Source organism: Moorena sp. SIO2C4, assembly GCF_010672485.1.
GTDB lineage: Bacteria > Cyanobacteriota > Cyanobacteriia > Cyanobacteriales > Coleofasciculaceae > Moorena > Moorena producens.
On sequence record NZ_JAAHGN010001491.1, the window covers coordinates 1 to 1287 of the forward strand.

3 protein-coding genes are annotated in these 1287 nt (G+C 45.9%); 2 read left to right on the plus strand and 1 reads right to left on the minus strand.

Annotated elements, in window-relative coordinates; all coding sequences use genetic code 11:
* A partial coding sequence (locus F6K20_RS38885) for a Na+-transporting NADH:ubiquinone oxidoreductase, subunit NqrB (RefSeq protein ID WP_287298503.1) occupies positions 1–676 on the minus strand: 676 nt, incomplete at its 3' end.
* Between the two features lie 113 nt (positions 677–789).
* On the opposite strand from F6K20_RS38885, the gene F6K20_RS38890 reads away from it, so the two are divergent.
* Positions 790–1023, plus strand: coding sequence for a hypothetical protein (locus F6K20_RS38890; protein ID WP_008181931.1), 234 nt, complete (start codon positions 790–792; stop codon positions 1021–1023).
* A gap of 85 nt (positions 1024–1108) precedes the next feature.
* The coding region (locus F6K20_RS40410) for an integrin alpha (RefSeq protein WP_353736916.1) at positions 1109–1287 on the plus strand (179 nt) is incomplete at its 3' end.

The window sequence follows — 1287 nt, forward strand, 5'->3', positions numbered from 1 at the left end:
TTGTATCCCATCGTGCTACCCGTTTTAACACCATACTGCCAGTACCAGCAAATAATAGAGCATACCAACCATCATCCCCCCACTGTCCGGGAGAAACCCAAGCATCATTGCTTAGGATAAGAACAGCAATAATTCCGAAATTGGCTGGATTAAAAAAATGCTTGCCCTCTACTCGGAAAATAAATTTACTCAAAATTCCTAGGGAGCCAGCTAAAACCATAGTGCTATAGTTATCAGCTCGCAACAGCAGGCTCAAGCTTAAGGCTGTAATCATAGCACTTTTTAGGGAAGGGGGTTTGGGAGAACTGGCGAAAGTAGCATCATTATCCTGGGGGCAATTTGATTTTTTTGTCAGCACATTAAGAATTGTTTCTAAGGTTTGAATTTTGCACCATTCAAGGCTAGTTTGGAAATAGGGTTTGGGATTAAAACTCAAAGGGAGGCCAAGGAAAGGGAGGCCAAAGAAAGAGAGGCCAAGGTCCCCAGAGTTTTTGATTGCGGATCTGTGTTTGGGGTTTGACCAAAGAAATGCTGCTAACCACTGAGTTAGTAGACAGCTTGCGATTACAACTAGAATCAAGTCTGGTCTTAGTGTCCAGTCCCGAGTGCTGATGCCCAAGACTAGGAAGATGGAGAGAAACAGAATTTGATTGTTTCGGGGGTCTTGTTGCCACATTATCTACGCATTCTGATCCGACTGTTAAAGTAATCAGGGCGCTCTTTATGGATCAGGTTTAACACAAAAAAACACGCTAACTCTACGAAGACTACTGCAAGAGCTATCAGGCAATGTTTACCCGCTACCAACACCAGGCTACGGGAGCGATCGCACCATTCTTGATGCAGTCGCTCATGGGGGAAACCCCCAAGACCGCGCTGCATCGCTACTGTGCAAATGCTCTTTTTGACTGGTTCTGCACAGGTACTGGATTTGGGCAAGCTAATTTAGACCAACAATCAGCAGAGAGTTTCTGGCTGGTGATTATCATAGCCTACCCAATCAATGTAAAGTTTCGTAACTGACTGCATAAACTCCTGAACTGGGTCTGAGAAGTCTACAGAGGGAATTGGGAAAGCGCTCAAACCAAATCCAAGTAGGTAAATAATTATGGCAGATTTTAACAAAGACGGTTTTGACGACTTAGTAGTAGGTGCCCCTGGTGAAGCCCCGGGGTCGGCTCCCAAGTCGGGGTTTGCCTTTGTGTTTAATGGTTCCCAGAACGGACTGGTCGCCAGGCAAGGGCTGGGTCAGGCAGGACTCGGAGCTAATGAAGCTGGTGATCGGTA